Origin of the sequence: Nonomuraea sp. SYSU D8015, assembly GCF_008065375.1 — a bacterium.
Lineage (GTDB): Bacteria > Actinomycetota > Actinomycetes > Streptosporangiales > Streptosporangiaceae > Nonomuraea.
On sequence record NZ_VJYI01000002.1, the window covers coordinates 437,201 to 461,393 of the forward strand.

At 70.6% G+C, this 24,193-nt stretch carries 23 protein-coding genes and 1 pseudogene; 13 read left to right on the top strand and 11 right to left on the bottom strand.

Annotated features, from left to right (window positions below):
• Positions 1-23: 23 nt before the first annotated feature.
• Together ID574_RS11250 and ID574_RS11255 are read right to left on the bottom strand one after the other, a co-directional pair.
• Positions 24-1,508, bottom strand: coding sequence for an SPFH domain-containing protein (locus tag ID574_RS11250; RefSeq protein WP_188188755.1), 1,485 nt, complete (start codon positions 1,506-1,508; stop codon positions 24-26).
• 10 nt (positions 1,509-1,518) lie between these two features.
• The gene (locus ID574_RS11255; RefSeq protein ID WP_188188756.1) at positions 1,519-1,719 is read right to left on the bottom strand and encodes a hypothetical protein; all 201 of its coding nucleotides are present in this window, start codon (positions 1,717-1,719) and stop codon (positions 1,519-1,521) included.
• 227 nt (positions 1,720-1,946) lie between these two features.
• Between ID574_RS11255 and ID574_RS11260 the strand changes: the two genes are divergently transcribed.
• From ID574_RS11260 to ID574_RS11285, 6 genes are all read left to right on the top strand, one after another.
• Positions 1,947-3,506 carry an FAD-dependent oxidoreductase gene (locus ID574_RS11260; protein ID WP_223166582.1) on the top strand — a complete coding sequence of 520 codons (1,560 nt, stop codon included), beginning with the start codon at positions 1,947-1,949 and terminating at the stop codon, positions 3,504-3,506.
• Complete coding sequence (locus tag ID574_RS11265) at positions 3,503-4,360, top strand: PrsW family intramembrane metalloprotease (protein WP_188188757.1); 858 nt, start codon at positions 3,503-3,505, stop codon at positions 4,358-4,360. Before ID574_RS11260 ends, ID574_RS11265 begins: the two co-directional genes overlap by 4 nt.
• Positions 4,361-4,526: 166 nt before the next feature.
• Positions 4,527-6,641 carry a sensor histidine kinase gene (locus tag ID574_RS11270; protein ID WP_188188758.1) on the top strand — a complete coding sequence of 705 codons (2,115 nt, stop codon included), beginning with the start codon at positions 4,527-4,529 and terminating at the stop codon, positions 6,639-6,641.
• A complete protein-coding gene (locus ID574_RS11275; RefSeq protein WP_188188759.1) occupies positions 6,638-7,045 on the top strand; it encodes a roadblock/LC7 domain-containing protein in 408 nt (135 codons plus the stop codon). The genes ID574_RS11270 and ID574_RS11275 overlap by 4 nt, the downstream gene beginning before the upstream one ends.
• Positions 7,042-7,404: a DUF742 domain-containing protein gene (locus ID574_RS11280; RefSeq protein WP_188188760.1), complete on the top strand. Its 363-nt coding sequence runs from the start codon at positions 7,042-7,044 to the stop codon at positions 7,402-7,404. The genes ID574_RS11275 and ID574_RS11280 overlap by 4 nt, the downstream gene beginning before the upstream one ends.
• Positions 7,385-7,957, top strand: a complete 573-nt coding sequence (locus ID574_RS11285; RefSeq protein WP_080043843.1) for a GTP-binding protein — start codon at positions 7,385-7,387, stop codon at positions 7,955-7,957. The genes ID574_RS11280 and ID574_RS11285 overlap by 20 nt, the downstream gene beginning before the upstream one ends.
• Positions 7,958-8,054: 97 nt before the next feature.
• Here the strand turns inward: ID574_RS11285 and ID574_RS11290 are convergent, their stop codons facing one another.
• The 3 genes from ID574_RS11290 to ID574_RS11300 all read right to left on the bottom strand — a co-directional run bounded on the left by ID574_RS11290 (position 8,055) and on the right by ID574_RS11300 (position 11,615).
• Positions 8,055-8,429 carry a DUF742 domain-containing protein gene (locus tag ID574_RS11290; protein WP_188188761.1) on the bottom strand — a complete coding sequence of 125 codons (375 nt, stop codon included), beginning with the start codon at positions 8,427-8,429 and terminating at the stop codon, positions 8,055-8,057.
• Positions 8,426-10,840 carry a sensor histidine kinase gene (locus tag ID574_RS11295; protein ID WP_188188762.1) on the bottom strand — a complete coding sequence of 805 codons (2,415 nt, stop codon included), beginning with the start codon at positions 10,838-10,840 and terminating at the stop codon, positions 8,426-8,428. The genes ID574_RS11290 and ID574_RS11295 overlap by 4 nt, the downstream gene beginning before the upstream one ends.
• A 97-nt stretch (positions 10,841-10,937) precedes the next feature.
• On the bottom strand, positions 10,938-11,615 hold the full coding sequence (locus ID574_RS11300; protein WP_188188763.1) for a DUF998 domain-containing protein: 678 nt from the start codon (positions 11,613-11,615) through the stop codon (positions 10,938-10,940).
• A 166-nt stretch (positions 11,616-11,781) separates the two neighbouring features.
• Between ID574_RS11300 and ID574_RS11305 the strand changes: the two genes are divergently transcribed.
• From ID574_RS11305 to ID574_RS11315, 3 genes are all read left to right on the top strand, one after another.
• Positions 11,782-13,092, top strand: coding sequence for a hypothetical protein (locus ID574_RS11305; RefSeq protein ID WP_188188764.1), 1,311 nt, complete (start codon positions 11,782-11,784; stop codon positions 13,090-13,092).
• A gap of 91 nt (positions 13,093-13,183) precedes the next feature.
• On the top strand, positions 13,184-15,088 hold the full coding sequence (locus ID574_RS11310; RefSeq protein ID WP_223166583.1) for a phosphatase PAP2 family protein: 1,905 nt from the start codon (positions 13,184-13,186) through the stop codon (positions 15,086-15,088).
• 166 nt (positions 15,089-15,254) lie between these two features.
• A complete protein-coding gene (locus tag ID574_RS11315; protein ID WP_262495973.1) occupies positions 15,255-16,232 on the top strand; it encodes a LacI family DNA-binding transcriptional regulator in 978 nt (325 codons plus the stop codon).
• A 21-nt stretch (positions 16,233-16,253) separates the two neighbouring features.
• On the opposite strand, the gene ID574_RS11320 is transcribed toward ID574_RS11315, so the two are convergent.
• The 5 genes from ID574_RS11320 to ID574_RS11340 all read right to left on the bottom strand — a co-directional run bounded on the left by ID574_RS11320 (position 16,254) and on the right by ID574_RS11340 (position 20,760).
• Positions 16,254-17,132, bottom strand: a complete 879-nt coding sequence (locus ID574_RS11320) for a DUF72 domain-containing protein (RefSeq protein WP_188188766.1) — start codon at positions 17,130-17,132, stop codon at positions 16,254-16,256.
• A gap of 294 nt (positions 17,133-17,426) precedes the next feature.
• Positions 17,427-18,875: a xylulokinase gene (locus tag ID574_RS11325; protein ID WP_188188767.1), complete on the bottom strand. Its 1,449-nt coding sequence runs from the start codon at positions 18,873-18,875 to the stop codon at positions 17,427-17,429.
• On the bottom strand, positions 18,872-20,017 hold the full coding sequence (gene xylA / locus ID574_RS11330; protein ID WP_223166584.1) for a xylose isomerase: 1,146 nt from the start codon (positions 20,015-20,017) through the stop codon (positions 18,872-18,874). Before xylA ends, ID574_RS11325 begins: the two co-directional genes overlap by 4 nt.
• A gap of 30 nt (positions 20,018-20,047) precedes the next feature.
• Positions 20,048-20,236 (bottom strand): hypothetical protein, encoded by a 189-nt coding sequence (locus ID574_RS11335; RefSeq protein ID WP_188188768.1) that lies wholly within the window; start codon positions 20,234-20,236, stop codon positions 20,048-20,050.
• A gap of 32 nt (positions 20,237-20,268) precedes the next feature.
• On the bottom strand, positions 20,269-20,760 hold the full coding sequence (locus ID574_RS11340; protein ID WP_188188769.1) for a MarR family winged helix-turn-helix transcriptional regulator: 492 nt from the start codon (positions 20,758-20,760) through the stop codon (positions 20,269-20,271).
• 62 nt (positions 20,761-20,822) lie between these two features.
• On the opposite strand from ID574_RS11340, the gene ID574_RS11345 reads away from it, so the two are divergent.
• From ID574_RS11345 to ID574_RS11360, 4 genes and pseudogenes are all read left to right on the top strand, one after another.
• Positions 20,823-21,332, top strand: coding sequence for a VOC family protein (locus ID574_RS11345; RefSeq protein ID WP_188188770.1), 510 nt, complete (start codon positions 20,823-20,825; stop codon positions 21,330-21,332).
• A 41-nt stretch (positions 21,333-21,373) separates the two neighbouring features.
• Entirely contained in the window at positions 21,374-21,616 is a 243-nt protein-coding gene (locus ID574_RS11350; RefSeq protein ID WP_188188771.1) for a hypothetical protein, read from the top strand.
• A gap of 132 nt (positions 21,617-21,748) precedes the next feature.
• Positions 21,749-22,156: pseudogene (locus ID574_RS59610) on the top strand (allophanate hydrolase subunit 2 family protein); the annotation flags it as partial.
• A gap of 22 nt (positions 22,157-22,178) precedes the next feature.
• Positions 22,179-22,904: a putative hydro-lyase gene (locus ID574_RS11360; protein WP_223166708.1), complete on the top strand. Its 726-nt coding sequence runs from the start codon at positions 22,179-22,181 to the stop codon at positions 22,902-22,904.
• 4 nt (positions 22,905-22,908) lie between these two features.
• On the opposite strand, the gene ID574_RS11365 is transcribed toward ID574_RS11360, so the two are convergent.
• Positions 22,909-24,183 (bottom strand): TIGR04013 family B12-binding domain/radical SAM domain-containing protein, encoded by a 1,275-nt coding sequence (locus ID574_RS11365; protein WP_223166585.1) that lies wholly within the window; start codon positions 24,181-24,183, stop codon positions 22,909-22,911.
• Between the last annotated feature and the right edge of the window lie 10 nt (positions 24,184-24,193).

Genomic DNA, 24,193 nt, shown 5'->3' on the forward strand with positions numbered 1-24,193 from the left:
GGTCGCGCATCCGGGTAACGTCGCTATTCGCGGGATTCAGCGGTTTTAAGAATCTTTTCCGGTTCGCTGCCGTTCGGGCTCGCGCCATTGAGCAAGGCCCGGGCCAGACCCAGTCCGGTGCCGCCCAGTGTGAGCGCTTTGGCGAGCATTTCCTCGATGCCCTGAGCGCCGTTCAGCACCACCATGTGGTCTACGCCGCCGAACGCCTTCGCGCCCGCCTCGACGATTTCCGGCCAGCGTTCGGCGAGCTGCTGGGCGATGACCGCCTCCTGGTTCTCCTTGAGCGCCTGGGCGCGGGCCTTGATCGCCTGGGCCTCCGCCAGGCCCTTGGCCTGGGCGGCCTCGGCCTCGGCCAGGCCCAGCGCCTTGGTCGCCTCGGCGTTGGCCAGCCCGCGTGCCTGCGTGGCCTGGGCCTCCGCCTCACCGGTGACCTTCGTGGCCGCGCCGGCGGCCTCACCGCGCAGCCGCACGGCCTCCGCCTCGGCCGCGGCGGCCTGCTTGACCTGGGAGGCCTGCGCGACCGCGCGCAGCTCCGTCTCCCTGGCCTCGGCCTCGGCCTGGGCGATGCGGGCGTCGCGCTCGGCCTGGGAGAGCGTGACGGTCTCGTACGCCTTCGCGTCGGCGGGCTTGCGTACCTGCGACTGAAGCCGCTGCTCGGCGAGCTGGGCCTCCAGCTCGGCGGCCCTGGTCTCCTGGACCACCACCTCCTGGCGGGCGGTGGCCTCTGAGAGCGGCCCCGCCTGTCTGGAGGTGGCCATGGCCTGGTCGATCTCGGCCTGGTAGGCGGCCTCCTTGATGCGGGCGTCGCGCCGGGCGGCGGCCATGTTGGCGGCGGCGATCTGCTCGGCCTCGGTGGCCTCCTGGTCGCGCTGGGCCTGCGCGATGCGGGCGGTGGAGGCGACCCTGGCGGCGTGCGGCTTTCCGAGGTTGATGATGTAGCCGGTCTCGTCCTCGATCTCCTGGATCTGCAGCGAGTCCACGATCATGCCGAGCTTGCTCATCTCGTCGGCGGCCGAGGCCCTGGTCTCGCTGGTCAGGCGCTCCCGGTTGAGGATGAGGTCCTCGATCGTGAGGTTGCCGATGATCGAGCGCAGGTGACCGGTGAACAGCTCGTGGATCGCGCTGGTCATGAAGTCCTGCTGGTCGAGGAAGCGGCGGGCGGCGTTCGCGATCGAGACGAGGTCGTCGCCGACCTTGTAGATCACCACGCCGCGGATGTTCACGGGGATGCCCTGCTGGGTGACGCAGGAGACCTGGAGGTTGGCGGCCCTGGTGTCGAGCCGCAGGCGCCTGGCGGTTTGGAACCCGGGTAACACGGCGGTGCCCTTGCCTGTGACGATCTTGAAGCCCAGACTGTCGGCGCCCTCCGCGCGCCCGCGGGCGCCCAGGCCGGAGATGATCAGGGCCTCGTTGGGCTCCGCGACCCGCCACACGGCCTTGAACAGCAGGATGATGACGACGACCGCGACGACGACGGCGCCGGCGGCGATGTAGAGCTCGGGGGACATCGGTGCCTCCCTAGACGAGAGCTTTGGCCACGTACACGGTCCGCGGGGGGAAATACTCCACGACCACGACGATGGATCCCACCGGAATCTCCTCGTCAGGCACGCTGGGGTGCGCGTAGAAGGCCTCGATGCCGCCCCTGATCGGGATCATGACCTCGCCGACGAGCCCTGGGCCGATCTTCCCCGTGACCCTGCCCTGCCTGCCGACCACCGTTCTCCCCCCGTCGCGATATTCCGGACGCTACTCCAAACCGGCATTCACGGTAATAGGCCGCGCAAAAAGTTCCTCGAGACGCTGCGCGTCCCGGCGCGGCAATTGGCCGCGCTGTCGATGATCGCGCCATGAGCTTGAGCCCACGCGACCTCGGGATGAACCGGTCTATTTCCCGTCGCGACTTCTTCGACGGCATAGCCGTGAGCGCCTTTGCGTCCGTGGGCATGACTGAGACGGCGCGGAAAGCCGCCACTCCCCCCGGGCCGACCGGATTCCTGGGCGGCTCACCCGCGGCGCTCGCCGTGCCGCACGCGCTCCGGGACGGCCGCTTCTGGCAGTACGCGGATCCGCCCGAGCCCACCGGGGAGATCTACGATCTGGTGGTGGTCGGCGGCGGGCTCAGCGGAGTGAGCGCGGCCGACGAGTGGCTGCGGCGCGACCCCGGCGCACACGTGCTCGTCCTCGACAACCACGACGAGATCGGCGGGCAGGCCCGGCGCGCCGTGTTCCATCGGCAGAGCGGCCGGGCGCACGCCGACACCGGCCTGGCCGACGCCGTGATGTGCGACGCGGAGACCTTCGGGGCCGACACCCTGGTCAGGCTCACCGGCGACTGGGTGGCCAGGCTGCCCATCGCCGAGCAGGCCAGAGCCGACCTGCGCCTGCTGCGCGACGACCCGCCCGACTGGCTGCCCGGGCTGCCTGCCGAGGGCAAGCAGGAGCGGCTGGCCGGGCTGACGTACTCCGCCTTCCTGCTGGAGGTGTGTGGAGCGCACCCGGACGTCGAGCGGTTCCTCCGGACCGTGCCGGGCCCGGAGTGGGGCTACGACACCCGGGCGCTCGGCGCGATCGACGCCTGGGGCACCGGCTATCCGGGGTTCGCGGGCCTGGGGCTCGACGCGGACAAACCCTCCCGGTTCAACTCGCCGACCGTGAAGAAGCAGTGGGGGATCGCCGATCCCGACGTCTACCACTTCCCCGAGGGCAATCAAGGGCTCGTCCGGACGATGGTGCGCAGGCTGGCGCCCGGCGCCCTCGACCAGCCGGGAGCGCGGGCGCGGTTCCGGCTGTCCAGCCCGGTCGTGTCGGTGCGCGACGGGGACGCCGCAGCGACCGTGGCGTACTTCGACGGCCACCAGGTCATGAGCGTCGAGGCCCGGTCGGTGATCCTGGCCTGCTGGAGCGCGGTCATCCCCTACCTCGTGCCCGACCTGCCGCACGACCAGCGGCAGGCGCTGCGGGCGGCGGTCCGGGTGCCGCTGCTGCACGCCACCGTGCGGGTGCGGGGCTGGGACGCATGGGGGCGGACCGCGGTGCGCGAGCTCCGGCGGGTGCGGTGGACCGGCGCGTACTGGTGCCTGACCGAGCTCGACGTCCCCAGCCGCCCCGGCCGGCCGGCCGCGGTGCACCTCCTGGCCACGCCGTGCCGGTCGGAGCTGGGGCCCGTGGAAGGGGCCGCAGAGGGCCGGCGCGAGCTCATCGAGACGCCCTACGACCGGCTGGAGCACACCATCCGCGACCAGCTGACCCGGCTGCTCGGTCCCACCGGCTTCGACCCGGCCGGCGACATCGAGGCGATCACGATCAACCGCTGGGGGCACGGGAACGCGCCCGAATACTGCCGGCCGTGGCACCCGTTCTACCCCGACGGGCCGTTCCCGGCGGACGTGGCGCGCCGGCGGTTCGGCAGGATCGCCATCGCGGGATCCGACGCGGTGCCGGCGGCCCGCGCCGACGCCGCCGTCACCGCCGCCTTCCGCGCCGTGGAGGAGCTCACGCGATGAGACCGTGGACCCGCGTCTTCCTGATCGGGCTCGTCCTGTGGCTGGCCACGGTGGTCACGACGGGCTGGACGCGCAACTCCAACCTCGTCCCGACGGTCGTGTTGTTCGGCAGCTTCCTGGTGCCGGTGACGTTCGTCGTGTGGGCGTACGGGCGCGAGCGCTCGCCCCGCGTCACGGTCGAGCTGATGTTCAGGGCCTTCGTGGTGGGCGGCGTGCTGGGCGTGCTCGGCGCCTCGCTGCTGGAGAGCTGGCTGGTCCGGCCCTCGCTCGTGATGTACGTGCTGGTCGGCCTCATCGAGGAGGGCGTGAAGCTGGCCGCCCTGATGTTCGTCACCAGGCGCATGACCACGCGCTCGGCCATGGACGGCGTCATGCTCGGCGCGACGGTCGGCTTCGGCTTCGCCGCCTTCGAGAGCGCCGGCTACGCCTTCAACGCGCTCTTCACCGGCGACGGCCTGTCGCTGACCCAGCTCGTCGAGACCGAGGTGCTGCGCGGCATCCTGACGCCCGTCGGGCACGGCCTGTGGACGGCGATCGCCGGCGGGGTGCTGTTCGCGGCGGGCGGCCGGATCAAGCCTCCCGTGGTGCTGACCTACCTCGGCGTCTCCCTGCTGCACGCGCTGTGGGACTCGATGAGCGCCATCGCGATCGCGATCACGCTGGTGCTGACCGGCCGGCCGTGGCAGTTCCAGCTGCTGCGGATCGGCCGGGTGCCCCGCGTGACCGAGTGGCAGGTGCACCTCTACACCCTGGTGAACTGGGCGGGGCTGCTCGTGATCTCGCTGGTCGCCCTGGCCTGGCTGGGGGTGGTCGTCGCCGCAGGACGCCGCGCAAGAGAGATCGTGTCCCAATAATCACGGTAATGAACGTCTTGCTCCCACTGCGCCGGACGCATAAACGGTGCTAGTCTCCTGTGCGATCTTCCGGAGGTGTATTTACACAACAGGTGTGGAAATGCCCCCGACTCGAGGTTGGGACATGGGTTCGCAAAACCGGTCAATTCGGTTCAAGATCTTCTTATTGCTGCTGCTACCCCTCCTGTCTCTGAGCGCGCTCTGGGGTTTCGTCCTCAACCTCACCATGGGCGACGCCCAGTCACTGCTCCGTGCCGGAACGTTGTACCGGACCATCGGCGTCAAGTCCACCGATCTGGGCCTTCAACTCCAGGCCGAGCGCGTACGCTCAGCGGAGGCGCTCACGACGCGTGAGCTCACCGAGGCGCTCGGCGGCCAGCGCTCCCGCACCGACCGGTCCGTCACCGAGTTCCGTCAGGCCGTCAGCGAGGCCGGGGGCGCACTCGGCGACGACCTGCGCCTTCCGCTCGACACCCTGATGGGCGCACTCGACCGGCTGGGCTCGATCAGGGCCGACATCGACAACGGCCTCAGCTCCCGCCTCACTGGGCTGAACGAGTACAACCGCATCCTCGACTCGATCTTCCTGCTCTACGACCACCTGGTCACCGTCTCCGACCTGGCCATCCTCCAGCAGGCCTCCTCGCTGCAGGCCATGGGCATGGCCAGGGAGTACATCGCCAGGGAGAACGCCCTCGTCATCGGGGCGCTGGCCGACCGGCGACTCACCGGCCCCGAGACCGCCGCCTTCACCGAGTACGCCGCCTCCAGGAAGTTCCTCCACGCGCGCGGGCTCGCCGGGCTCGACGTGACGCTTCGCCGGCCGTACGAGCAGGTCTTCGCCTCCGAGCCGTTCCAGAGCTTCGCCGCCATGGAGGCTCGGATCGTCAGGACCGGCGCCCCGCCTCCGGACGCCGACGCCTGGACCGACACGATCGACAAGCTCACCGCCCAGTTCGACCAGCACGGCCTGGCCGCGTCCCAGGAGCTGGCCGCGCGCACGTCCGAGGCCGCGACCGCCACGGTCGTCAAGATCGCGTTCGCGGGCGGCATCGGCTTGATCGCGGTGCTCGCGTCGATCATCATCTCTGTACGGTTCGGTCGCCGGCTGGCCGGAGAACTCGGCGCGCTGCGCGGCGCCGCGGTGGAGCTGTCGGAGAAGCGGCTGCCCGACCTCGTCGAGCGGCTGCGCAAGGGCGAGGACGTCGACGTGGCGAAGGAGGCCAAGGCGATCAAGGTGAGTGGTTCCGCTGAGATCACCGACGTGGCCAGGGCCTTCGGTTCCGTGCAGCGCACCGCCGTGACCGCCGCGGTCGGCCAGGCCGCGCTGCGGCGCGGGGTCGGCCAGGTCTTCCTCAACCTCGCCCGGCGCAAGCAGGGTCTGCTGCACCGCCAGCTCGCGCTGCTCGACGGCATGCAGCGGCGCACCCACGACCCCGACCGGCTGGAGGAGCTCTTCCGGCTCGATCACCTGACCACGCGCATGCGCCGGCACGCCGAGAGCCTCATGGTCCTGTCCGGCTCCGCGCCGGGGCGGGCGTGGCGCAAGCCCGTGCCCGTGATCGACATCGTGCGGGCCGCGGTGGCCGAGGTGGAGGACTATACCCGGGTCGACGTCGCGGCGATGCCGGTCAGCGCCTTCGACGGGGGCGCCGCCGCCGACCTCACCCACCTGATCGCCGAGCTGATCGAGAACGCCACCATCTACTCGCCGCCGGACACCGTGGTCAAGGTGCGCGGTGACCAGGTGAGCAACGGCTACGCCATCGAGATCGACGACAAAGGGCTGGGCCTGCCGCCCGCCGAGTACGCCGCGTTCAACAAGGTCCTGGCCGACCCGCCGGAGTTCGACCTCGCCGACAGCGACCGGCTCGGCCTGTTCGTGGTGGCCAGGCTGGCCGCGCGGCACGGGATCAAGGTGATGCTGCGGCGCTCGCCCCTCGGCGGCACGACCGCCATCGTGCTGGTGCCGCGCGCGCTGGTGACCGAGCAGACGGCGCTGACGGCCGGCGACGGCGGGGAAGAGATGGCCGCGCTGCCGAGCCGTACGCGGAAGAAGGCGCTCGCGGTGGTCACCTCGGGCACCCATGCCGGGCTGCCCAGGCGGGTGCGCCAGGCCAGCCTGTCGTCGCGGCTCAAGGAGTCCAAGCCGGAGCCGTCCCAGCCTCACGAACCGGAGAAGCAGACCGGGCGCTCTCCCGACGAGGTACGCGACTTGTTCTCCGCCTTCCAGCGGGGAACCCAACGCGCCCGAGAAGAATCGAGTAAGGGGGATGCATGAGTGCGCCGACCACCAACACCGGTGAGCTCAACTGGCTGCTGGACGATCTGACCTCCAGGGTCGCGGCCGTACGCCAGGCGGTGATCTTGTCGACCGACGGCCTGGCGGTCGGCTACAGCAAGGGCTTGAGCCGCGAGGACGCCGAGCACTTGTCGGCCGTGGCGGCCGGTTTCCAGAGCCTGGCACGCGGCACCGGCCGCCATTTCGGCGGCGGCGACGTGCGGCAGACCATTGTGGAGATGGAGACGGCGTTCCTGTTCGTCACCGCGGCGGGCCAGGGCACCTGCCTGGCCGTGATCGCCGATGCGAACGTGGACGTCGGCCACATCGCCTACGAGATGGCGATGCTCGTCAAGCGGGTGGGCCAGCACATCACCACCAATCCACGCGCTGGGGCGTCATGAGCGATAGCCCGCAGTGGTTCGATGAGGAGGCCGGGCCCCTCGTCCGGCCCTACGCCCTCATCCGCGGCCGCACGCGTTCCTCGGGGGACGCGTTCGACCTCGTCGCGACCGTGCGTGCCATCGGCGAGCCGACGGGCGAGCTCGGTCCCGAGCAGCAACTCATCCTGCGGGCTGCGCGCAGTCCGATCTCGGTGGCCGACCTGGCCGTCGAACTCGACCTGCCAGTCGGCGTCGTCCGGGTGCTGCTCGGCGACATGCGTGACCACGGCCTCATCTCGGTGACGTCGTCCTCCGCCGGAGGGGCGCGGACGAATGAGCGCATTCTCAAGGAAGTGATCAATGGACTCCGTGCTCTCTGAGGACCCCGTCGCACTGAAGATCCTCATCGCGGGCGGCTTCGGCGTCGGCAAGACCACCCTGGTCGGGTCGATCAGCGAGATCAAACCACTCCGCACGGAGGAGGTGCTCTCCGACCGCGGGATCGGCGTCGACGACCTCGACGGCGTCGAGGCCAAGACCACCACGACCGTGGCGATGGACTTCGGCCGCATCACGATCCGCGAAGGGCTCGTCGTCTACCTGTTCGGCACGCCCGGGCAGGAGCGGTTCTGGTTCATGTGGGACGAGCTGTCCTATGGCGCGCTGGGCGCGGTCGTGATCGCCGACACCCGGCGGCTGACCGACTGCTTCCCATCCGTGGACTACTTCGAGCAGCGCGGGACGCCGTTCGTGGTGGCCGTCAACTGCTTCGACGGGGCCGAGCAGCACAGCGTGGACGACGTGCGCATCGCGCTCGACCTGGACGACGACGTCCCGGTGATGCTCTGCGACGTACGGCGGCGCACGTCGGCCAAGGAAGTGATGATCACCCTGGTCGAGCATTCCCTCAGGACATTGACGTCGGCAAATTAGGATCCAGGCCCGGATCCGGAGCGGGGTCCAGGGCGCCCTCAGCGCGAGCGTGAGCGCCCTTCCGGCGACCCTGGACCAAAATGGAGCCTTCGGGGCTTCAGAGCGCCCTGAGGCCGTTGATGACCTCTCGCAGCAGGCTCTCCGTCGACGAGGACGCCCTGTCGCGCCCCTCACGCACTGAGATCAGGCCGTACTCCAGCAGGTCGCTCAGAAGCACCCGCGCCACGCCGACGGGCAGGCCCACCTCCGAGGCGAGCTCGACGACGGGCTTGGGCCGGCCGGCCAGGCAGCTGATCACCCGGCGGTGCTGGGCGCTGAGCTCGGCGTTGGCCGGGGCGGGCAACCCCGTCGGGACGACGGTCGCCAGCAGGTCGAGCGTGGAGGACGCGGGTCTGGTGCGTCCACGCGCGACCGCGTACGGCCGTACGACGGGCCCCGCCTCCTCGTCGACCCACTCGTGCTCGCGGCTCACGGCTGAGATCCCCCATCCTGGTCGCTGTCCTGCCGCCCGCGCTGCCAGCCGGACTGGAGCGAGGAGAGCAACGCCCTGGCCTCCTCGGGCGAGCGCTGCTCACCGGCCGGCGGTCCCGCGTGCGGCGCCTGCTGGAGCCGCTGCGGCAGGCCGTTCTGCCGCTGGCGGCGAGGCAGGCCGGTCGGCCGGTCGCCGGACGCCTGCTCGTCGGAGTCCGGCTGATCGGCGGGCCGCTCACGCTGCGGCAGGCTGGTCGTGGTCCGGTCCCGCTGCGGCAGGCTCGTGGTCCGCTCGCGCTGCGGGAGTCCGGTGGTCCGCTCACGCTGCGGCAGGCCGGTGAGCCCGTCGCGTTGCGGCAGGCTCGTGAGGCCCTCGGGCTGGGGCAGGTCGGTCGACCCCAGCTCCGTCTGCTGCGTGAGTGCGGGGCCCGTGCCGCGCTTGCTGGTGCGCACCCTGCGCGGCAGCTCGCCATCCCCCGTGGTCTCCGGTCGGACGACCGACACGGAGACGGACTCGAACTCCAGCGGCTGCACCGGGGTCGCCATCGGCTCGACCAGCTCTCCCGGCACCAGCACGATGGCCGTGGTCCCCCCGTACGGGGACGGCTTGAGCGTCACCTTGATGCCGTGCCGGGCGGCGAGCATGCCCACCACCGCGAACCCGAGCCGCTCGGTCTGGGCGGCGTCGAAGTCGGGCGGGCTGGCCAGGCGCTCGTTGATGGCCCTGCGGGTGGCCTCGTCCATGCCCAGGCCGCGGTCCTCGATCTCGACGGCGAAGCCCCTGCCCACGATCTCGCCGCGTACGGAGACCTCGTTGCTGGGCGAGGAGAACGAGGCGGCGTTCTCGATCAGCTCGGCGAACAGGTGCATCAGGTCCGCCACGGCCCCGCCGGAGACGCCCACCTCGGTCATCGGGTAGACCCGCACCCGGGTGTACTCCTCCACCTGGGCCGCCGCGCCGCTCAGCACGTCCTCCATCGGGATGACGCCGCGCCACCTGCGGCCCGCGGAGCCGCCCGAGAGCAGCACCAGGCCCTCGGCATGGCGGCGCATGCGGGTGGTCAGGTGGTCTAGCTTGAACAGACGCTCCAGCGCCTCGGGCTCCTCCGTCTGGCGCTGCATCTCGTCCAGCAGCTTGAGCTGGCGCTGGAGCAGCGACTGGCTGCGCCTGGCCAGGTTGCGCAGCGCCTCGGACAGGCCCTGGCGCAGCCTGGCCTGCTCGACGGCCGCGTCCACGGCGGTGCTCTGCACGCTGTCGAACGCCGCCGCCAGGTCGCTGACCTCGCTGGTGGCCTTGTCGCCCACCCTGATGGGCGGCGCCTCGGTCTCGATGTCCACGCTCTCGCCCTTGCGCAGCTTCGCCACGACGTCGGGGAGCCTGACCTCGGCCAGGTCGAGCGCGGTACGGCGCAGCGCCGCGAGCTCGCGGGTGATCCTGCGGCCGACCCGGATCGACATCACGACCGAGAAGATCACCGCGATCAGTCCGAGCACGCCGGCGACGGCGGCCCGCACCACGATCGCGATGCCCGCGGGCTCCATCCTGGCCAGCAGCTTGTCGCCGGTGCGCCAGATGGCCTCTTGGTATTCCTTCTGCACCTGGTCGGCGACGCCCCGCCAGAGCTCGATGTCCAGCTGCTGACCGTCGATGTAGCTCTCCACCAGGTTCTCCATGGTGACGTACCTGGGGGAGTAGTACATCTTCTCGAACGGGGCCCGCAGCTCGGTGTCGAGGTTGGCCAGGGCCTTCGGGAACAGGCGCGACCTCGACCCGTCGAGGGCGGCCAGCATGTGGGCGGTCGGCATGCTCGGCTGGCCGTTCGCGGCGACGACCAGGGCGTGCTCGCGGCTCATCAGCTCACGCACCTCGTCGGCGGCGATCAGGCCCTGCGCCTGGAGCGCGAGCTGGAGGTCCGTGCTGACCGTCAGCCGGGAGTAGAGCAGGTGAACCTCGTCGGAGATCTTGGCGTACTCCGTGACGAGGGCGGTGGGGGTGAGCCTGCGCTCGTCCACCTTCCGCCTGATGTCCGGGAGCCGGTCGATCGCCGCGTACACGGTCTGGAGCTGGTTCTTCATGTCCGCCGTGAGCACGGCCTGCACGTCCTCGGACAGCCCCTGCTCCTGGAGCTTCTTCCTGTTCGAGTCGACCTTGGCGCGGGCCTCGGCCAGCGCGCCCGGGTTCGTGACGGTGCCCGCGATCCGCTCGGCGGAGGCCAGCCGCTCGGTCTGCAGGTTGCCGACGAGGCCGTCGGCGTTGTTGATGACGCCTGTCCAGATGGTCTCGACCTTGAGCAGGTTGAGCGCCTCTCCCGACGTGGTGCTCGCGGCGAAGCCCCAGAGCGCGATCAGGGAGATCAAGGGGATGACGAGCAGCGTCGAGATCTTGAATCGGATGGATCTGCCCGATGCCATGACACCTGCTCCCGGATAGAAGATCGCGGGAGAGAATAGCACCGAAACACCTGGTTTTAAGATCGACTAGCGATAATCAAGTGATATGTCGGGAAATTTAGGCCCGTACGCGGACGCCTCGTAGCGCCCCGCCACCGACCCGTGACACCACGCCAACACGCTGACGCCACACGAGCCAGGCCAGCCAGCCCGCCAGCACACCCAGCAACGCCACCTCGGCGCCCAGCAGCAACCGCTCCACGAGACCGATCATCACCCGGTCGCCCGGCATGGCCACGTACGTGATTGCCAGCAGCCCGAACCCCCCGGCCAGCGCCACCCACTCCACGGCCCGCGCCACGGGCTTCCAGTCGGCGCTGGCGGCCAGCCTGGGCACCAGCAGGGCTCCGGCGGCCGGGAGGCTCACGAAGGCCGCCACGGACACGTACCGGTGGATCTGGGCCGCCAGATCGAGGTCCGTGCCGATGGGCGTGGTCGGGACGATCGAGGCCACCACGAGCGCTCCCGACCACACCATCAGCAACCGCTCCGGCATCCCGCGGACCGGCGCCCCCGCCGCCCGCAGCCCCGCCAGCAACGCCAGCGACCCGATCCCGAGCACCGCCATCGCGACCTCCGTGACGCCCCCGCGGTCGGCCACGGCGTATTCGCTGATGGTGACGTTCATGGGGTCCAGATACGGGTCGGGGTCGAACTGTCCGACCACCACCGCGACCACCGAGAACAGGATCGAGCCACAGGCGATCAGGGGATAGAGCCTCTTAGCTGCGGTCATGGGGCAACTCTCCCGCCGCGCCCCCGTCCCCCACATCCGGCTCGATCCCCTAGCCGCCCCTGACCCCGACCCTGAGTTCCCCGGAGTCCCGGTTTCCACCGCTTCGCGATCTTCCGTACGCTCGGTCGGCGTGCCACGGCGCGTGGCGGACACGAGGGGACGGGTCATGGTGAAGAGAATCGCCCGATTAGAGATCGGGTTGATACTGGCGGGGCTGATCGCGATCGCGGTTCTCCGCCCGCACGGCTTGTGGGGTGACGGCGGAGGGCGCCACGAGAATCTCACCGAGTTATTGACGACCGGCGAGGCGCCCGACGGCAAGTATTCATTGATCGGCCCGATTTTCTCGGCCCCGCTGTGGCTGGCCGGTCAGTTGCTGAACGCGCGGGAGGCGTGGGTCGCGCACTACAACGGCGTCGTTTTCGCTTTGGGCCTTCTGGCGTTCTACTGGATGTTGCGCGACCGGATGCCCCGCGAGGTCCTGCGTACGTTTCTGCTGTTGCTGGTCTTCGCTTCGATGTTCGCCAAGCACGTCACCCTTTACTACGGGGAGGTGTTCACCGCGGTCCTGGTGGCGGTCGGCACCCTCGCCGTGGTCACCGAGCGCCGCGGCGGGTGGGCGGCGATCGTCATTGGAGTGGCCAACACGCCGGCCTCCCTGGTCGGCATGGGGTTTCTGGCCCTCAGGCGAGTGTGGGACACCCGCCGGGCCTGGTGTCTGCTCGCGATCTTCGCGGCGGCCGCCCTCGTGCTGGCCGAGGCGTGGATCCGGCGCGGCAACCCGTTCCTCACGGGGTACGAGTCAGGAAACCAGGGCCACCGCTCGGTCATGCCGTATTCAGGGCTGCCCGGCTTCAGCTATCCGCTGTTCTTCGGGCTGCTGTCGCTCCTGCTTTCCTTCGGGAAGGGGCTCGTGTTCTTCGCGCCCGGTTTCTTCCTGCCGGTTCGAGAGAGGCTGAAGGAGTTACGGGCCGACGCCGATCTGGGCGCGCTCCACGGCATGTGGATGGCTTTCACCGTCGGCCTGCTCCTGCTCTACGCCAATTACTGGGCCTGGACCGGTGCGCATTTCTGGGGACCGCGATATCTGCTCTTCGCGTCCCTTCCCGCCTGCCTGGTGCTGGCGGTGCGCATACACCGTCCCTACGACACCCTCCTCCCCAATGTGCTGACCCTGGCGGCCGTCGCCCTCTCGGTCTGGGTCGGGGTGAACGGGGTCGTCTTCGGCGACAGCGCCGCCACGCCGACCGGCTGCCTGGTGGGCGGGACGATGTACGAGCCGCCGCTGTGCTACTACACCCCGGAGTTCAGCGCGCTGTGGTACCCGTTCGTCGAACCGCCGGTCCTGGACACGGCCCAGGTCGTCTCCCTGGTCTTCGGACTGACCGCCGGCGCGTACGTGCTGGCGCGCCCGGCACTCGTCGTGTTCCGCCAGCTGTACGACCGGCTGGTCCCTTCGCCGCGAAGAATTCACTGATTCAACATTGCCACTTCGGTATCGTGCGTCCCAATTGCCCCATAATCGTCCGCGCCCACACATGAGCGTCGAGCAGCCGCGGAGAGCGAGCATGAACCACCAGAACATCATGGACCGGCGCGGATTCCTCGCCCGGGCCGCGACCGCGTCCGCCGGGCTCATCGCCGGTCCGGCGGTTCTCTCCTGGCTGCCGGCGTCACCGGCGTCCGCCGCCGCGAGCGCGGTGCTGCCCTTCGCCGACCACTACAAGACCAACGCCACGGCGAACCTCACCCCCGAGACCAACGCGGCCGTCGCGATCCTCTCGGACATGGCGAGGGTCTGGAAGACCGGTACGGCCTGGGACGACGGCACGCCGCTCATGCCCGACGTCCTGCGCGCCAACGTGGGCTACTGCGTCAGGGTCACCACGACCCGGACGGACGCGCAGGCCAAGACCGCCTTCATCTTCGACAGGCAGCACCAGAGCTACTCGATCATCGATGGCCTGGGGCCGCTGGCCGCCCTGTACAAGACCGGCGCCAAGGCGGTCACCAGCATCACCTCGGCGCCGGACGGCACCCCGCCCACCACGATCAGCGATGCCGTGCCGCCGGGCGCGCCCGCCGGTTCGGCGATCGGCGCCGGCTCCCCCGACTCCGAGCTGGGCAAAGTGGTGCAGCTCGTCAACACTCTTCGCGGCGCGCACTCGTCGAGCAACCCGAGCAAGTTCGCCTTCCAGTACCCGCGTCCGTGGCGGCTCACGAACGACAGCAGGGTCGTGGACACGGGGAAGAAGGACGACCTGGGCTACCCGGTCTACGACTCCGACGTGGTCGTCGCCCCGCAGCTCCTGCGCCAGCGCGCGACCAATCCGGCCGAGGACGGCGGGTACGTCAGCGGGCACGCCAACGCCGTTTTCCTGGCCGCCCTGGCCTTGGCCTACGCCGTCCCCGAGCGCTTCCAGGAGCTCCTCACCCGCGCCTTCGAGGTGGGCCATTCCCGCATCGTCGCCGGCATGCACTCCCCCGTGGACGTCGTCGGCGGCCGCATCCTCGCCACCGCGCTGGCCGCGGCCATCCTGAACGACCCGGCGAACGCCGAGCTCAAGGCCGCCGCCCGCAGCCAGGCGGCCGCGTACTTGCAGGCGAAGACCGGCATCACGGCCGACACGCTGCACGCCCACGCGCACTCGGCCGGCCCGGCCGCCGACCCGTACGCCGACCGCGAGGCCAACAGGCGCTACGTCACCCCCCGCCTCACCTACATCCTCCCGAGGCGCGGCAGGTACGTCGCGATGGAGGTGCCCAAGGGCGCCGAAGCGCTGCTGGAGACCCGATTTCCGTACCTCGGCGCGGCCGGCCGCCGGGAGGTGCTCCGCACCACCGCGCTGCCGTCGGGGTACGTCATCCTCGACGGCCCCGAGCCGTGGGGACGCCTGAACCTCTTCGCCGCCGCGGACGGCTACGGCGCGTTCGACGGCGACGTGACCGTGACCATGAACGCCTCCGACGGCGGCTTCAGCGCGGCCGACACCTGGCGCAACGACATCGGCGGCCGTGGCGGCCTCACCAAGACGGGCACCGGCGCGCTGACCCTCACGGGCGACAACCGCTACACGGGCGGAACCTCCGTCGAGGCGGGCACGCTGGTGGCCGGCTCGCCGGACGCCCTCGGCCGCGGTCCCGTCACCGTGCGCGGCGGCCGGCTGGCCGTGACGGCGGCCGGCGTCCGGGTGCGGGACGGCTACCGCCAGTCGTCCGGCGGCGTGCTGGAGGTGACGCTCTCCGCCGACTGGGCGATTCCGCTCACGGTGGCCGGAGAGGTCGTGCTCGACCAGGGCAGCGTGCTGCAGATCAAGCTGGACGGCGCTCCCCGTCCGGGCAAGGTCGTCCAGGTGATCCGCGGCGGCCGGCTGCAGGGCAGGTTCGGCACCGTCACGGTCGACGCCGCCGGAATCGAGGCCGTGCCGCTCTACACGGCCCACGGTCTCTCCGTCCGCCTCGTGGCCCGGTAGGCGCGTGGTCCGCCCTCGGCACGCGTCGGCAGGGCGCGCCTTGCGCGGGTGGGCCGGTGGGAAGCCGATAAATGCCTTGCCTCCGCTTGGTCACGCCATAAGGTGAATGTCGGGGCGTTAGGGGGAAAGGATGTCACGCAGTCCACGGCGTACCACGTTGGCCACCGTGGCCGCTTCGGCCGGCGTGTCCGTGGCCACCGTGTCCAAGGTGCTCAACGGTCGTCAGGACGTGGCGCCGACCACTCGGTCGCTGGTGCAGTCCCTGCTGCAGGATCACGGTTACGTTCCGCGCCCGTCGCGCCGCGGCAAGGCGGAGACGGCCGCCACGGTCGAGATGTGGGTGGACGAGCTGTGCTCCTACTCCGTGGAGATCATCAAGGGCACGATCGAGGCCGGAGCCCAGTCGGGCGTGGCCGTCATCGTCGGCAACACGCCCGAGACGGCCGGCGGCGCCATCTCCTGGGCCCGTGACCTGGTCTCCGCCGGACGCCGCGCGGTGATCACTCTTGGCACCGGCCCGACCCCGGCCCAGCTCGCCGCGCTCTCACGGGCTCGCTTACCCGTGGTCGTCATCGACCCGCTCAACCTGCCGGACAGCCCCGTGATGAGTGTGGGCTGCACCAACTTCGCCGGCGGTCTGTCCGCCACGCAGCATCTGCTGGAACTCGGCCACCGCCGCATCGCCTACATCGGAGGCCCCGAGACCACGGCCGTCAACCAGGCACGCATGCACGGCTATCGCGCCGCCATGGAGAGCGCGGGCGTGCCCGTGCGCCCCGAATACGTCCTGACTCCGGGCTTCTGCTACCCCCACGGGGTGGAAGGAGGAGCCGTCCTGCTCGATCTGGACCCGGCGCCGACGGCCATCTTCGCCGCCGGAGAGGAGAGCGCCCTCGGCGCCGTCCAGGCCGCCAGGGCCCGGGGCCTGCGCGTTCCCCAAGACCTCAGCGTCGTCGGCTTCGACGACACCGACCTCTCCACCATGACCTCACCGCAGCTGACCACCGTACGGCAGCCACTGCGCGAGATGGGCATCGTCGCTCTGCGCACCGCGCTGCGCCTGGCGGCCGGCGAGACGATCGAGGCCCGCCACATCGAGCTCGCCACCGAACTCGTCGTCCGCGACTCGGCCGTGCCCGCCTGACGGCAAGGCTCGTTCGACGCGTCACTCCTGCGGGATCAGGCGAGCCAGCTGCGAGGCGTTGACCTGCGCGTAGTCGCGGTAGCAGTTGTTCATGAGAACGTGGGTCGCCTCGGTGTCCTCGGCGAGGCGCCGTAGTTTGGGCGCCCACTCCCGCAGCTCATCCTCCTGGTAGAGATACCCGAACCGTTCGTGGATGTCCTTGCTGGTCCATTTCTTCGAATGGCCGTGGAACCGCACCACGGCCAGGTCCGCGGTGGCGGCGAGCACGGGCGGGATGGAGTCGGGGTAGCCCTGCGGCATGTCCACGCTCACGTACGGCAGCCCGTACGAGGTGAGGAAATCCAGCGTCTCGGCCTGGTTGTCCTCGCTCATCCAGGTGTGGTTGCGGAACTCGACGCAGATCCGCAGCGGATCGCAGCGCGCCTTGCACTCCAGGATGTACTCCTTGTTGCGCTTGCCGATGGGGAACCAGCGCGGGAACTGGAACAGGATCGCGCCCAGCCGGCCCGACTCGTGCAGCGGCGCCAACGCCGTCAGGAACCGGTCCCACACCTCCTCGACCGCCTTCGGGTCCAGGTCGCGCAGGTAGAGGTTCTTCTTCGGCTCCCCGAGGCGCTCCCGCAGGTCCTTGTACAGCGCCGTCGGCTTGGTCGGATGCTGGGTCAGCAGTGAGAACGCCTTGATGTGGAAGGTAAATTGGGCGGGAGTGCGGTCCCGCCACAGCGAAACCGTGCTTTCGGCGGGCGGCGAATAGTAGGACGAATCCACCTCTACCAAGGGGAACTGGCTCGCATAGTAGCGCAGCCTGTCTTCCGCGGACGTGACGTCGTCGGGATACCACCCCGAGGCGAGCAGCGTCCTGTCGGTCCACGAAGCGGTGCCCACCAGGATCCGGCCCATGCCTCACCCGTACCCGAACGCTCCCTGCCGAGACCTGCCCTCCAGGTCCGCGACGTCCTCGCCGACGCTCTCCCAGAGCCTGAACACCCGGTCCGAGATCTCGCATCATCTCGTCCGGCGTGGCCATGAGGGCCAGGCGTCCTTCTGCGAGCACGATCCTCTTGAGCGCCGAGCCCGGCGGGAGCGTGGCTCGTCACGCCGCTGAGCTCGAGGACGGTCGCCGTCGTATTCGGCGCGTGCGTTCCTCCCGGGCCAGGCGCACGGGTATGTCCGTGCGCCTGGCGCCGGGCACTGTCAGTCCAGGATGTGGCCGGTGGCTCGGGCGTAGCGGTGGCGGATCTCGGGGACCGCCTCCCCCTCATACGTCGCCGTGTCCTCCGACCGCCAGTCCGGCGTGGTCAGGAGCGTGGCGGCCTGGTGGGCGGCGCCGTTGGCGACGTATTCGGCGGGCGGCGGCACCGTGATCGGGACACCGAAGATCGTCGGGGCGATGCGGCGGACGGCCTCCGAGCGGGCGGCGCCGCCGATCAGCAGCACCCGCTCCGGCCGCAGGGCCAGCGCGTCCAGGGCGTCGGCCAGGCCGCACAGCATGCCCTCGATGGCCGCCCGCGCCAGGTGGGCGGGGGTGGAGGTGGCCAGCGTCAGGCCATGGATGGAGCCGGTCGCGGTCGGGCGGTTGGGGGTGCGCTCTCCCTCCAGGTACGGCACCAGCGTCAGCCCGCCCGCCCCCGGAGGCGCCTGGAGCGCGAGGTCGCTCAACTCGTCGAGGCCGACCCCGGCGATGCGGGCGGCGGCGTCCATGACCCTGGCGGCGTTGAGCGTGCACACCAGCGGCAGGAAGCGCCCCGTCGCGTCGGCGAAGCCGGCCACCGCGCCCGAGGGGTCGGCGCTGGGCGACTCGGCGACCGCGAAGACCGTCCCCGACGTGCCCAGGGACACCACGACGTCGCCGGAGCGGGCGCCCACGCCGAGTGCGGCGGCCATGTTGTCGCCGGTGCCCGGAGCGATCAGCACCCGTCCGGAGCCGGGCGCGCCCTCCCCGCCCGTGACCGTGGCGACGACCTCGTCTGCCGGCCCCAGCACCCGAGGCAACAGCGGCACCGATCCGAAGGCGGCCTTCAGCAGGTCGGTGCGGTAGGACCCGGTCGAGGGCGACCAGTAGCCCGTGCCGGAGGCGTCGCCGCGGTCCGTGGTGAGGTGGTCGAGGGGCGGCGTCGGGGCATCCTGCCACGCGGCTGGGGAGAAGGGCGCTCCCGAGGCCAGCGCGCCGGCCAGCCGCCATGTGAGCCAGTCGTGCGGCAGGCACACCGCCGCTGTGCGCCGGGCGTTGTCCGGCTCGTGCTCGGCGAGCCACCGCAGCTTGGTCACGGTGAACGACGCCACCGGCACCAACCCCACGGCGTCGGCCCACGCCTGCGGCCCGCCCAGCTCCTTGATCAGGTCGGTGGCGGCCTGGGCGGAGCGGGTGTCGTTCCACAGGAGGGCGTCGCGTACGACATTTCCGGATTCGTCCAGGCAGACCATGCCGTGCTGCTGCCCCGCGACGCTGATGGCCGCGACGCCGTCAAGCCCACCGGCCTCCTCGAGGGCCTGCAGCAACGCCGTCCACCAGTGAGACGGGTGCACCTCGGTGCCGTCCGGGTGGCGGGCCCGGCCCTCGCGCACCAGCGCGCCCGTCTCCGCGTCACGAATGACGACCTTGCAACTCTGCGTCGAAGAATCGACCCCAGCGACCAGCGTCACCCACGAACTCCTAACAAGTGCTCCAGCGCCAGCTGGTTGAGATGCGTGAAATGGTATCCGCGCCGCGCCGCAGCGTCGGGATCGAACTCGTCTCGGGCCAGGTCGGCCAGCGTCTCGCCGCGGTTGAGCGTGGGCAGGCCGAGCTCCTCGACACGAGAGGCGCGCAGGGCCTCCCGCACCTCCGGATCAGCCCGGAAATTACGCGCTTTCTCGCGAAGGATCAGATATGTCCGCATATTGGCGGCGGCTGACACCCACACGTCCGCGGGGTCCTCCGTACGCAGCGGCTTGTAGTCGAAGTGGCGCGGCCCGTCGTAGCCGCCGTGCTCCAGCAGGTCGACCAGGAAGAAGGCGCTCATCACGTCGCCGTGCCCGAAGATCAGGTCCTGGTCGAAGCGGGGCCCGTGCTGCCCGTTGAGGTCGATGTGGAACAGCTTGCCGTGCCACAGCGCCTGCGCGATGCCGTGCACGAAGTTGAGCCCGGCCATCTGCTCATGGCCGACCTCGGGGTTGAGCCCGACCATGTCGGGGTGTTCAAGCTCGCTGATGAACGCCAGCGCGTGCCCGATCGTCGGCAGCAGGATGTCGCCGCGCGGCTCGTTGGGCTTGGGCTCGATGGCGAAGCGGATGTCGTAGTCGCGCTCGCGGACGTAGCCGCACAGCAGGTCGATGGCCTCCTTGTAGCGCCCGAGCGCGGCCCGCACGTCCTTGGCCGCGTCGGACTCGGCGCCCTCGCGGCCGCCCCAGCACACGTAGGTGGTGGCGCCCAGGGAGGCGGCCAGGTCGAGGTTGCGCATCACCTTGCGCAGGGCGTATCGCCGCACGTCGCGGTCGTTGCTGGTGAACGCGCCGTCGCGGAAGACGGGGTGGGTGAACAGGTTGGTGGTGGCCATGGGCACTTTCAGCCCGGTCTCGGCAAGCGCTTTCCGAAACGCCGCGATCGCCCTGTCACGATCGGACTCGACGGCGAGCAGGTCGTCGTCGTGGAAGGTGACGCCATAGGCCCCCAGCTCGGCCAGCCGGTGCACGCTCTCGACGGGGTCAAGGGGAGCACGGGTCGCGTCTCCGAACGGGTCGCGCGCCTGCCAGCCGACCGTCCACAGACCGAACGTGAATCGATCATCAGGGGTTGGCTCGTACATATCCCCGATGCTCCCCTTGGGATCAGTTGTTCACAAGCCCGAGGGGTCGCGCCCCACGCTGATCTCTTCCGCGATCTTGCGTATTTCCGCCACCTCGAGGCCGGGAGCCTTGGGCAGGTCGCGCAACAACGCGTCCATGACCACGGGCACGGGCTGGCCGGCGAACCGGCTCGCAATGCCATGGACCGCCCTGAACAGCGCCTCTTCGGTGTCGTGCATCGGCATCTCCTCGTTCGGGTACGCGGAGAACGCTACGGCCTCCGCACGACAGTTTCTCGCTCTCCCTCCCGCGTGTTCGGGTCGGCCGCGTGGATGACGGCCGAACAGATCTCGTCCAGCTCGCGTACCTGCTGGGGTTCGAGCACGTCGAACAGCGTCCGCCGGACCTCCTCGACGTGCCCGGGAGCGGCGGCGGCGAGCGCGGCGTACCCCTCGTCGGTGAGGACGGCGAAGTTGCCACGGCGGTCGTCGGGGCAGCGCTCGCGGCGCACCCATCCGCGCTCCTCCAGGCGCGCCACGGCGTGCGAGAGCCGGCTCTGGGAGCTCTGCGCCCTGGTGGCGAGCTCGCTCATCCTCATCGTCCGCCCAGGCGCCTCGGAGAGACGCACGAGGATCACGTAGTAGGTGTGCGGCATGCCCGCGTCCCGCTGGAGCTGGCGGTCGAGGGCCTCGTTGATCAGCTGGGTCGCCGTCATGAACTTCCGCCAGGTCCGCTGCTCGTCCTCATCCAGCCATCGGGTCATGGGTCCCAATTTAGTTGAACTCTCATATACTTAGGGCCGGATTCTGCTGAAAGGGGATCACCATGCCGGTCCAGCGGCTCAACCACGCGGTCCTGTACGTCCGCGACGTGGAGCGCAGCGTCGCCTTCTACCGCGAGGCCCTCGGCTTCGAGGTGGTGATGGGCATGCGCGGCGCCGCCTTCCTCCAGGCGCCAGGCTCGACGAACGACCACGACCTGGGCCTGTTCCAGATCGGCGAGAACGCCGCTCCGTCGCCGGCCGGCCGCACCTCCGTGGGGCTCTACCACCTCGCCTGGGAGGTCGACACCCTCGCCGAGCTGGAGCGGATCGCCGCCAAGCTGACCGAACTGGGCGCGCTGGTCGGCGCGTCCGACCACAGCACCACCAAGGCGCTCTACGCCAGGGACCCCGACGGGCTGGAGTTCGAGGTGTCGTGGCTGGTGCCGGCCTCGCTGCTGACCGACGAGACCCTGGCCGGGCGCGCCGGCATCCGCCCGCTGGACCTCAGGGCCGACAAGGAGCGCTACGGCGCGGAAACGCGCGGCGGCGTGGGCGTGTCGATCCCGGCCTGAAGTACCGTAGATATGTCCGGCTTCTGCCACGGAGAGCGGTCATGCCTAGCGATCCTGATCACGTGCTCGACGCCATCGACGGTGTCGTCGACGAGTGGGAGACGCTGAGCGCCGACGCCATGCGCTGGGCGCCTCCCGAGAACAAGAGTCCCGACTTCATGACGGAGATGACCGAGATCTTCAGTCCTCTGGTCAACGCGTTCTCCCAGGCGCTGCGGCCGGTCAGCGACGCGTTCGAGCGTGTCCTGCACGCCTTCGACGAAGACGACGACCGACGCGACTGACGCGGCCGACGCGGCCGCCCGTGACCGCCGCGCCTGCCGCCACCGCGCCTGTTATCGCCGCGCCCGTCACCGCCGCGCCTGCCGCCGGCCGGCCGTGGCCGTCTCGGCCGGCCGTCGCACGGCGCCTTCGGCGTGCTGCAGGCCGAACACCGAGCCCCCGTAGGCCTCGCATGTTCCGCCAGAAGGAGTGCTCGGTCTAGGCGCTCCTGCTTTCCTCGACCTGCTTCGGCGGGTGCCCGCATCGCCGCCCGCACGGCGTCATCCCGGGAATCGATCGTTGGACCAGCGCTCGCGGCACTGTGCGCGGAGCCGTACGAGGTGATCCTCGACAGCGACCGCGTGGGGATGCGGCTGCGCGGCGCGCACCTGGCCAGGGCCCGCGACGGGGAGCTGCCCAGCGAGGGCGTGGTGCCGGGGGCGTTGCAGGTGCCGCCGTCCGGCCAGCCCACGCTCTTCCTGGCCGACCATCCGGTGACCGGCGGCTACCCGGTGATCGCGGTGGTGTGCGACATCGACCGCGCCGCTCAGCCCGGAGCAGGCCCGGCATCTCTTCAGGAACGGCCTGCGCACCCCCACCTCCGGGTGGTCGGCCGGATGGACGCAGGCGAACCTGATCGCGCTGCCCAAGGAGCGCGCCTACGACTTCCTGCTGTTCGCGCAGCGCAACCCGAAACCCTGCCCGGTGCTGGACGTGACCGAGCCCGGCGCCGTCTCCGCCTCGATCTTCGGCGGCGACCTGCGCACCGACCTGCCGGCCTACCGGGTCTACGAGTACGGCGAACCGGTGGCCGAGGTCACCGACGTCGTCTTCTCCTGGCGGGACGACCTGGTCTGCTTCCTCATCGGCTGCAGCTTCACCTTCGAAGCCGCGCTGCTGGACGCGGGCGTTCCCGTGCGGCACATCGCGGCGGGGACGAACGTGCCGATGTACCGCACCGACCGCGCCTGCCGGCCCGCCGGGGAGCTGTCCGGGCCGATGGTGGTCTCCATGCCCCCGATCCCGGCCGACCTGGTGGCGACCGCCGTCCGGGTCACCTCGCGCTACCCGGCCGTGCACGGCGCGCCGGTGCACGTGGGCGACCCGCGCTCCCTCGGCATCGCCGACCTCGACCGGCCCGACTTCGGAGACCCGGTCGAGGTACGGCCTGGCGAGATCCCGGTCTTCTGGGCGTGCGGAGTCACCTCGCAGGCGGCGGTGATCCAGTCGCGCCCGCCCTTCGCCATCGCGCACGCCCCAGGGTCCATGGCCATCACCGACGTCCGGGACAGCTCCTACCTGATCCCCTGACCCGCTACTGATCGGTGGTGCGGCGCCGCCGGATGCGGCGGGGGTACGCCTTGGCCGTCTCGGCCAGCCGCATGGAGTGCTCGGCCTGCTTGCGCCAGTGCCCGTAGGCGTCGCCGCGCTGCGCCAGCCGGTCGAGCTCGCGCATGGTCGTGAGCGGGATGAACGCCGGCTCGGCGTCCCGCCACGGCGTGCCCGGCAGCGGCATGAACGTGTGCGTGTGGATGCGCGCCCCGAGGTCGGCCAGGTCGGCGGCGAGTTTCAGCGAGGCGGCCTGGTCGTCCTCGTCCTCGCCGGGCATCCCGAAGATGAAGTCGACGTTGGGCCGGAATCCGTGCTCGACCGCGATCCTGACCGCGTCGCGCACCGGCGAGGTGTCGTGCCCGCGCCCCGAGGCGGCCAGCACCCTGTCAGAGCCCGACTGGGCGCCGATGATCAGGTTGTCGTTGGCGACGTACCGCTTGAGCAGCCGCATCGCCTCCGGCGTCACGTGCTCGGGCCGCACCTCCGACGGGAAGCTCCCGAAGAACACCCGCCCGTGCGGCGGCAGCTCCTCCTTGACCCCGGCCAGCAGCTCCTCCACCGCCCCGAGATCCGGATCGGGGCCGGGGGAGCCGTACGAGAGCGAGGTGGGCGTGATGAACCGGATGTCCTTCAGGCCGCGCTCGACCATGCCGCGCACGTGCTCGCGCACGCTGGCGACCGACCGGTGCCTGAACTGGCCGCCGAACATGAACGGCGTCTGACAGAAGCGGCAGGTGTAGCGGCAGCCGCGGGTGATCTCGATCGGCCCGTTCCTGCCGACGAAGGACGGGAACGCGTCCAGCGGCAGCTGCGGCGCCGGCCTGGTGCGCAGCGCGACCCCGTCGGCGTCCCTGATCGCCAGCCCGGGGACGGTGGTGAGCGGCGCGTCCTCCTGGAGGGCGCGGACGAGCGAGATGATCGTCGACTCCCCCTCGCCGATGCCCGCCAGGTCCCAGCCCGCGTCGATGACCTGCTGCGGCTCGGCGGTGGCGTGCACGCCGCCCGCGATGTGCAGCCCCCGGCCGCCGCTCAGCTCCTTGACGGTGGCCAGCTCGGCCGCCATGGCGTCGGCGTCCGGCGAGTAGAACGACCACAGCACCAGCACCCGGTCGGCTTCGCTGTCGCGGATGTGCTCCGCGGTCTCCTCGGGGGTCGTGCCCAGCCGCAGCTCGTGCTCCACCTTCGCGGTCTCCAGGGCGGCGAGCAGCGCGTGCACGCCGTACGTCACCGCCTTGCGGTATCGGACCACCACACTCACATGAGCCACC